The following is an 8,542-nucleotide window of genomic DNA, read 5'->3' as shown; positions in this document are numbered from 1 at the left end:
AATTACAATCCAATATCTTTACCTAGATCCACAGTATATTGCCACACAATTTGGTCTCCATCTTTTACTGTATAACTACTCGAACCCAGACCAGGATTTTTACCGTTTACACTATACATCCATCCTGAAAGTGATCCCGCATCTTTTTCATATAAATGATTAATTCCTTGAATATAGACACTACCATATTTGTTTTCTCCAGCACCTTCATATTCAAATTGAATATTATGCTCTTTTAAAGCTCTTAAAGTAATACTCCAAGCAGTATCATCTTTACTAAGAATTTCATATTTTGAAGTAGCAATAATTACTCCGCCTTTTGGAACATATTTTTCATTTCGTAATGGTTTATCAAGTTTTGCAAAATGATCAGGTTTCAAAAGAGTATCAACTCTTACTGAAATCGTAACGTATTTTTTCTTTTCTTTAACAACTTTTTTATCAGCCACTTTTGATTCAGTAGTTGATTTTGATGGATTTGTTTTCTTGAATGATGAAGTTTCCTTATTGGGCGATGTTACTGTTTTCTTCGTATTAATTTTTTCCTTTTTTTCAGGCTTCTCTTGATTTGTTGATTTAGTTAAGCTGCTTCTTTCTTTTTTGGTAGTATCACTTTCATTCGCTCGTTGGGTTGCCTTTTGAGTTTTTTCTTTTTGGCTTGATTCATCAGGTAGTTTAATCGTTTCTTTAGAATCTACTTGTTTAGAATCTTCTTGTTTATTTACTTGCTTTTCAGTTTCAATCTTTTTCTTATCCGTTACCTTTTCTTTATCCTTATCCCCATTTATAGGAATTACTTTATCACTAGACCCTTCCACACTTTTTTCATCTGTATTTTGATGATTGTATTGTTCAACTGTTTGCACTTTACAACCAGCAAGGCAGAATATCGTAATAATTAAAGAAAGAATATAAAAATGTACTTTCTTCAAAAATAACACCTCCATATAGATGTCAATAGGGTGTTAGAATTTGTCTCTAACACCCTGGGTTATAATTTACATTCTTGACTAGTTATTTTGATTTAACAGTAATTGTCTTAGATACACTTTTGTTATTCGCTGAATCCTTAACATAAACCGTTAATTTTGTACCAGCTTTTTGTTTTTTGATAGATAAAGAGAATTTACCTTTGGATGAGACTTTTCCCTTTTGTATTACTTTCTTATTTTTCACAACATAAATGGTTGATTTTGCTTCTGCTGTTCCAACTATTCTTGTAGAATTCTTTGTTACTTTTTTAACGATTGGCGTTTTTGGTGCTGTTTTATCAACAACTTTTACAGAAACCGTTTTGCTAGTGTTCTTAGCAAGATCGGTAGCTGCAATTTTTAATGTGGTACCAGCCTTTTGTTTTTTGATTTTGACTGAATATGCACCTTTAAAGTCTGCAATGGCTGTACCGATAATTTTAGAACCGTTTTTCACAGTTACGGTAGCGTACGATTCTGTTTTACCAGTTACAGTAGTTTTATTGTCTGCCACAGTTTTAACAGTTGGCTTATCAGGTGCTTTTGTGTCATATGCAAGGTTTTCGGCTTTAACATCAGACATATCGTAGAATTTCTCTTCATTATTTAGTAAGCGATCATATGCTTCTAAAGCACGGTTTGCTTGGTCGGTAGACATATCGTTAGCTATTTTTGATGTAGGGGAGTTTTTAAATCCACCCGATACTTGATCGTATGTAGTCATCAAATTAGAAATAGCCCAATTGTTATTTTTGATAAAGCGAAGATCTGATTTTGGATTAATATTTAAAGAAGTAAGAGCTAGAATTACTTGTGAAATAGATTCTGGACTATCTCCACCGTAGTAACCATCGTAACCTGCATTTTTATTTAAATTAGCAGATAAATATTTCAAAGCCTTATCAATTGAATCGTTAACGCCGTCTAAAGAGGTGTAGTTTGATAAAGCAGTCGTTACCATTGCAGTTCCATCAACACCAGGCCATTGCCATGAAACCCCAAATGAACCTGCGTTTTCATCAGTGAATTGATCACTTAATAAATCTTTTATCATTTGGTCTTTTAAATTTGCATATTTTTCATCCGCTGGAAGTTTGTAATTCGCTGAATCAAGAGCATAAAGTACATTATAATTTGATGTTGCTGAGTATGTTTTATTTTCTTGTTCCTTCAAAATTTTATCCAACATCGTTTGAATTAAATTAAAACCTTCAATATTTGATGCATCTTTACCGATTGATGTTAGTGCTAGTACTACTTTTCCATACTTTCCTGATGAGATTTCTCTTTCTCCATCAAAGAGTTCCCCATTGTTTACTTTTAGTTTTGAAACAATACTCTTGTAGTAATTCGTATAATAATCTTTTGCAACAGGGAATCCAGTTTGTGCTAAATCAGTTACAACATCTTCATTTCCAAACTTAGCATTTGGGGTATTTTTGTATAGCCATAAAGCTGAGCTCTTTAAAGCTTTTTGGTATTCAACATTTTTCACTGATGCATTTACTTCCTTGTTTCCCTCTGCATGGGCAATAATTGAAGCAGGAAGTTGAGATGTGAGCAATAAACTAGCTAATGAGACTGGTGCAATCCATTTTTTAAAGTTTTTGTTTTTGTACATAAAAATACCTCCATTCATTTGGACAATTAACGCTTAACTGTCTTCTAGAATAGAGGTAATGAAAGCAATACAAATTTAATGTCTTTACATATATATGTAAAGATAATTGGACGTGAAATAAACATATGTATTTCACAGTTCGATACCTCCCCTCGAAGATCAGAACTAAAGATAAAAGCAGGTCTCCTGGCTTATGTATATTAGAAATTTCGCACCTTCCCAGCTGTTAGCCAGTGGTATACGCGAAGTTCAAATACATTTACAGTAGCGGGGCTGCATCGGATTTCCACCGATTTCCCTATTATCCTATCAATTGATAGGCACTTCTATCTAAAAGTTATGTAATTGTCATCTATCAGTATTTCACATTCTTTAGGTCATGTAAATATTTTTCTAATATTTTTTAAATTTTGACGAAAATAAATAACCCCCTACCAATCATTATATGATCAGCAGGGGGTTTATAAGTCACTCGCGACGGCATCAGTCATTTTGGTCGTTTCTCCTTTTTGAGTATTCTTTGTAGGCATTAAGTTGTTCTTCCGTTAGATGATTGATAAAAAAGTAAAAGTCTTTCGATTCCAATCCATATTCTTGGCATGCGTTACAATATCGTTCATAGCTTTCTCTATACATATCCATTTGTATTTCTCCTCCTGTTATATAACAAATATTATTATTGATAATAATATATAACAGTCTAAAACATCTGTCAACGGAATTTTCTTAAAAAACAAATATTAAAATAAATTTTTATACAATACGTAAACATAAACAAACTCAAGCCCTATTAGTACAATAAAGCTTGAGTTTAAATCTTTAAATGATGTGTTTAACGTCTTTAAATTTAGAACTACTTAGAAGACTAACTACTACATAACTTACAAGAGATAATAGAATAGAAGTTGTTACTGTATGCATTCCTAAGAAAGTTGTTCCCCATTTTTCGTAAATGAAAATATAACTGACTAAACCTACAATCATGGAAGAAGCTGCTCCATATTTGTTTCCTTTTTTCCAATATAGACCTAATACAACAGGCCAAACAAATACAGATTCTAAGCCACCAAATGAGAAAAGGTTAAGCCATACAAGCAAGCTAGGCGGTTTTAACGCAATAATAATAACCGCTAAGCCGATTAAAGCAGTGACCAAAAAGCTTAGTCTTTTCACTTCATGATCATTCGCTTTTGGCTTAATATAGTTTAGATATATATCTTTCACAATAGTAGAACTTACAAGCATTAGCAAAGCATTTACAGTAGACATAATCGCAGCCATTGGAGCAGCCAAAACGATACCTGCCAAATAAGGTGGTAATACCTTCAATGTTAAAAGTGGCATAACTTTATCACCGATATCAATACCAGGTAACACCGGGCGTGCCAATACCCCTGTTAAATGCATCCCGAACATAACTGTCCCTATTGCAATTGTTCCAATAATGATTGCTGAGTGCATACTTCTTGAGTTTTTATATGACATTGCTCGTACTGCAATTTGAGGTAAACCAATAACACCAATACCGATTAAAATCCAAAATGTAGATACATATAGTGGCGTTAAACTTCCATCAGCACCAAACGGAGATACCAACTTAGGATTTTCAGCAACTAAGTCGGACATGATATTAGAAACGCCGCCACCAGCAATAATCGTACCAACAAGCAAAATAACACTACCTAAAAACATCACAGTACCTTGTACAGCATCTGTTAATGCTACGGCTCTAAATCCACCTATTATTACATATACAAGGACTACAATCGCAAAAATGAATAATGCAGAAGTATAATTTAATCCGGTTAAAGATTCAATTAACCTTGCACCACCAATCCATTGTGCAGCCATTGAAGCAAATAGGAAGATTATAATACTCAATGCAGAAACAATAACAACGAAATTACTTTTATAGCGTTCATGTAAAAAATCTATCAATGTAATCGCTTTATATTTTCTAGCGATAATCGCAAATTTCTTACCCAGAACCATTAAAACGTAATAACCTGCTGGTAATTGTGCCATCGATAACAGAACCCAACCAAGACCCGTATTATAAGCGACACCGGGCCCTCCGATAAAACTAGATGCACTTCCGTATGTGGCCATCATTGTCATTGCAAGGAGGAATCCTCCCATTTGTCTACCACCTAGAAAATACTCTTGTAAAAACGAATTCGATTGCATGACATGTTTATTTGCCCATATCCCTATTAAAAAGATAATGACTAAGAAAAAGATTAATGGAAGGATAACTTGCCAATTCATCATTGATCGTCACCATCCTCTTCTTCAATTGGTACATCTTTAAAGAAAAATTTTATAATGACCATTAATAAAACAATCATAAAAATTGTGCCAGCTATACAGCTATAGAAAAACCAAGCCGGAAAACCGAATACATATGTATACTCTTTCGGATTTCCTGAACCAAGCCCATATGCAAAGCCAAACCATATTGCAAAATTGACGACTACTAATGCAATACCAATAAGTGCTTCACGATGAGCAACCTTATAACGCTTATCGTTCATATTTTTTCTCCTTCTATTAAATCGAATACTTTACTATTTTACTTATTTGTGAATAAAAAATAAAGTAGCAGTTCCTTCTTAAAATGAATATTTAGTTTACATAATAATATTATTTAGCACTATTCTTCAATTAAAATAACTTACATAAGATTGTAGTTATCAAAAAGTAGATTCCAAAAGATATATTTCTCTCTATATAAGCATAAAAACTTTTAAAAATATATAAGAAACGGCCTATATAAGATTACATTAATACGTGAAGATCTAGCTGTTATACAACTAAATAAGCAAAATGGTTTGAATTGTCAGAAAAAATATTCTCTCATTTGTTTTATATATTTCTCTATAAGACTACTTTTTTCTATAATAAGTCATTTGTATAAAATTTTTAGAATATTCACTATTGACTGTAACATTAAGTGTTATATAATTTAGTACATTACTCGATTGAATGGAGATTGATATTATGAAAGACTTTATCAACAAACTATTAACCGGTATGAGTTTAGGGATCATTGTAGCCCTCATTCCAAATGCATTAGTTGGAGAAATTTTAAAATTAATTATTCCATATGTTCCTGTATTCCAACATATTTTAGACATATCAGTTTTAGCTATGAGCCTATTACCAGTAATAACAGGTGTAATGATTGGTTTAACATTTAAGTTAACACCTATTCAAACAGCAAGTGTTGGTCTGGCGTCAATGGTCGGAAGTGGCGTTTGGACAATGGGTGATGGCGGTGCTATCACAATGCAAGGTATTGGGGTTGTTATCAATACAGGTATTACAGCAGCTTTAGCAGTGGTATTTGTACAATTTATCGGCGATCGTTTCAAGGATTATACAATTCTATTAATGCCAGCTTTATCATTATTCATCCCTGGTGGTATTGGTTTAATTACACTTCCTTATGTCCGCACAGGAGCAGGTTATGTTGGAGTTGTCATTGAAAATGTTACAGAATTACAACCCGTATTAATGGGTGCGATTATTGCAGTTATCTTTAGTATTTTAATCCTTTCACCTTTATCTACAATCGGTGTTGCAACAGTTGTAATGTTATCTGGTATCGGTGCTGGTACAGCAAATCTTGGCGTTGTTGCTTCTGGAGTTGGTATGTGTATCGCAAGTTATAAAGCGAATAATTTAGGAACTGCTTTAGCTCACGTTATGGGTTCTCCTAAGATTCAAATGCGTAACTTCTTTATGAAACCAAGAATTGCGTTTCCTATGATTATCACTGCAGCAATTTTAGGTGCCTTAGGTGGTATGTTGAATATTATTGGAACTTCATATAGCGCTGGATTTGGTCTTGCAGGTTTGATCGGACCATTAAACTATATGAATTTAGCTCATGGTGGTTGGGACCTCCACAATATTACCATTATGTTAATTATGTTCTTCGCTCTACCAATTATTTTAAATACAGTTTTACTTCGTATTTTCGAACGTAAACTTAAATGGATTGATTCAAAAGACTACTCAGTTAACTATCAATAAATTAATCATATTAAAAGAGGAGAGTCCATTATGGATTCTCCTCTTTTCTTTTAATTGCCTAATCTTTTTAACTTTGATTCCAAAGTTGAAGATATATTGTTTATAGAACCAATGATATTCTTTAATGAAATATTGGTTGTATACTGCTTTTCCGATGCTTCAGAAATCGTTTGTAAATGCTTTGTTGAGTCTTGATTAGCACTGACTAAATTTTGTAGTAATGAATTGGTATGATTCGTCTGTTCGATAAATTCTGATGTTGATTGGGAAATTGCATTTACTTCGTGATCAACGATTTTAATCGTTTCAAATATACTATCAAAGGTCTCTTCAGTAACCTCCATTTGCTTATTTCCTTTTGTAATTTCTTCTATACTAACTGTCATTTTAGATGAAACTTCTTTAATATGAGATTGGATTGTTTTTATAACATTTTCAATATTTTGGGCAGATTGTTGTGTATTAACGGCCAATTTTCCAACTTCACCTGCAACAACAGCGAAACCTTTTCCTTGTTCACCTGCTCGAGCTGCTTCGATTGATGCATTAAGGGCTAACAACTTTGTTTCTTGTGTAATATCTGTAATGATGGATAGAAAATCTCCTATTTTACTTGAATAAATCATTAAATCATTTGTAACTTGTTGCATTGATAATATCGTTTTAGAAATGACTTTCATTTGCTGATTAACATGATTCAATGCATGATGCCCTTCTTGAATTTGGTCTAAACTTGTGTTGGCAATAGATGAAACATTATCTGTTCTCTTATATATCTCGTTAAATTGTAATAGTAAATTGTTATTTTCTGTAACACCTTTTTCTAAAGTTGCTAATTCTTCTTCAGTAACTGATAAGTTCTCTTTAAGTGTTTTTGAAATATTTAAACTTGTATTAGATGAATCAGCCGCATCTAATTGTAATTTTTCTAGTAATTTATTCATTTCAATACTCGTATTTTCAATCTCATTTAGTGCAAGTTGTAATCGGTTTGTAGATTCTGTACGTGCCTTTTTTAGTTTTCCCTCGGTTTGCTGTCTATTGATAATCAGCTGAATAGTAGCTAAACTTGTGAGGATTAAGTATAAGGCATGTATTAGTAGTAAAGAAAATCGATAATTAGTGGTTCCGCAAATTAGCTCAGGAAACCAAAAGTAACCAGCTAAATGTTGTATAGCAAAAATGATCGTACTGACAATCACTAGTCTAACTCTTGAAAAGCTTGAGATAATTGCTAATACCATAAATATAGAAAAATGATACTCTACTAATCCATTTCCTCCAGCAATCATAGATATACTTGAAAATGTGAAAGTTAAAGTTAACCAAGTCGGAAGTTGTTCATAATCTCGTTTATTTAAATACAGAATGGTACTAATGATCAACAGTACAATGGGAATGGCTAATAAAATATTGAGGGACAAACTATTGGAATTTGTTATATCCGCCATACCTTGTTGTATGATATAATCTTCTAAAAAGTTAAACCCCCTATGCATAATATGAATGATGATTGATAAAAGTACAGCCATCGAACTCCTTTTCAATATTTAAAACAGGGATTTGCGGAGGGTACGATTCTAAAATTCTATCGTAACTAATTGTCACCTTATCTCTAGATTTTATATTGGATGGTAGATGAAAGTTTTTTCCGCCCCAACTATAAAATAGTAATTACTATATTTTTCTGTAATTTCTAGAATCGATAAATAATTTAATTCTTCTGATTCGATACCACTTTCTTCTGATAAAAATATAACAGATGAAAGATCTTTATCTTCATAAAAAAATATGTAGCCATCCATATAGGCGTTATTTTTCGAGTGCTTATGATTTTTATTGTTAGTAGAACATCCAGAAATAATTAAAAGTAATAGAGATAGGTACAATAATGCCTGCTTTATAATACAGA

General features: G+C 32.4%; 8 protein-coding genes and 1 riboswitch. Of the genes, 1 reads left to right on the top strand and 7 read right to left on the bottom strand.

Annotated elements, in window-relative coordinates:
- Window positions 1-2 precede the first annotated feature (2 nt).
- From D1606_RS17560 to D1606_RS17540, 5 genes are all read right to left on the bottom strand, one after another.
- On the bottom strand, window positions 3-932 hold the full coding sequence (locus tag D1606_RS17560; RefSeq protein ID WP_158582428.1) for a DUF4430 domain-containing protein: 930 nt from the start codon (window positions 930-932) through the stop codon (window positions 3-5).
- Window positions 933-1,014: 82 nt separating this feature from the next.
- Window positions 1,015-2,592, bottom strand: coding sequence for an Ig-like domain-containing protein (locus D1606_RS17555; protein WP_119417312.1), 1,578 nt, complete (start codon window positions 2,590-2,592; stop codon window positions 1,015-1,017).
- Between the two features lie 159 nt (window positions 2,593-2,751).
- Window positions 2,752-2,935, bottom strand: a riboswitch (cobalamin riboswitch).
- A 140-nt stretch (window positions 2,936-3,075) separates the two neighbouring features.
- The gene (locus tag D1606_RS17550) at window positions 3,076-3,234 is read right to left on the bottom strand and encodes a transcriptional regulator (RefSeq protein ID WP_119417311.1); all 159 of its coding nucleotides are present in this window, start codon (window positions 3,232-3,234) and stop codon (window positions 3,076-3,078) included.
- Window positions 3,235-3,411: 177 nt separating this feature from the next.
- Window positions 3,412-4,860 (bottom strand): sodium/pantothenate symporter, encoded by a 1,449-nt coding sequence (gene panF / locus D1606_RS17545; RefSeq protein ID WP_119417314.1) that lies wholly within the window; start codon window positions 4,858-4,860, stop codon window positions 3,412-3,414.
- Window positions 4,860-5,126, bottom strand: a complete 267-nt coding sequence (locus tag D1606_RS17540; RefSeq protein ID WP_119417310.1) for a YhdT family protein — start codon at window positions 5,124-5,126, stop codon at window positions 4,860-4,862. The genes panF and D1606_RS17540 overlap by 1 nt, the downstream gene beginning before the upstream one ends.
- A 466-nt stretch (window positions 5,127-5,592) precedes the next feature.
- Between D1606_RS17540 and D1606_RS17535 the strand changes: the two genes are divergently transcribed.
- On the top strand, window positions 5,593-6,630 hold the full coding sequence (locus tag D1606_RS17535) for a PTS sugar transporter subunit IIC (protein ID WP_119417309.1): 1,038 nt from the start codon (window positions 5,593-5,595) through the stop codon (window positions 6,628-6,630).
- Between the two features lie 50 nt (window positions 6,631-6,680).
- Here the strand turns inward: D1606_RS17535 and D1606_RS17530 are convergent, their stop codons facing one another.
- A complete protein-coding gene (locus D1606_RS17530) occupies window positions 6,681-8,162 on the bottom strand; it encodes a methyl-accepting chemotaxis protein (RefSeq protein WP_119417308.1) in 1,482 nt (493 codons plus the stop codon).
- A 90-nt stretch (window positions 8,163-8,252) separates the two neighbouring features.
- Window positions 8,253-8,542: hypothetical protein (locus D1606_RS19160; RefSeq protein WP_233548164.1), on the bottom strand; the 290-nt coding region annotated here is incomplete at its 5' end.

The organism is Rummeliibacillus sp. POC4 (assembly GCF_003576525.1).
Lineage (GTDB): Bacteria > Bacillota > Bacilli > Bacillales_A > Planococcaceae > Rummeliibacillus.
This window is presented reverse-complemented; position numbering and strand designations above follow the sequence as displayed.

Excerpts from the sequence above, each read along its gene's own strand:
- D1606_RS17540 (WP_119417310.1), bottom strand. The coding sequence starts at position 5,126 with ATGAACGATAAGCGTTATAAGGTTGCTCATCGTGAAGCACTTATTGGT.
- D1606_RS17555 (WP_119417312.1), bottom strand. The coding sequence starts at position 2,592 with ATGTACAAAAACAAAAACTTTAAAAAATGGATTGCACCAGTCTCATTA.
- panF (WP_119417314.1), bottom strand. The coding sequence starts at position 4,860 with ATGAATTGGCAAGTTATCCTTCCATTAATCTTTTTCTTAGTCATTATC.
- D1606_RS17535 (WP_119417309.1), top strand. The coding sequence starts at position 5,593 with ATGAAAGACTTTATCAACAAACTATTAACCGGTATGAGTTTAGGGATC.
- D1606_RS17550 (WP_119417311.1), bottom strand. The coding sequence starts at position 3,234 with ATGGATATGTATAGAGAAAGCTATGAACGATATTGTAACGCATGCCAA.
- D1606_RS17530 (WP_119417308.1), bottom strand. The coding sequence starts at position 8,162 with ATGGCTGTACTTTTATCAATCATCATTCATATTATGCATAGGGGGTTT.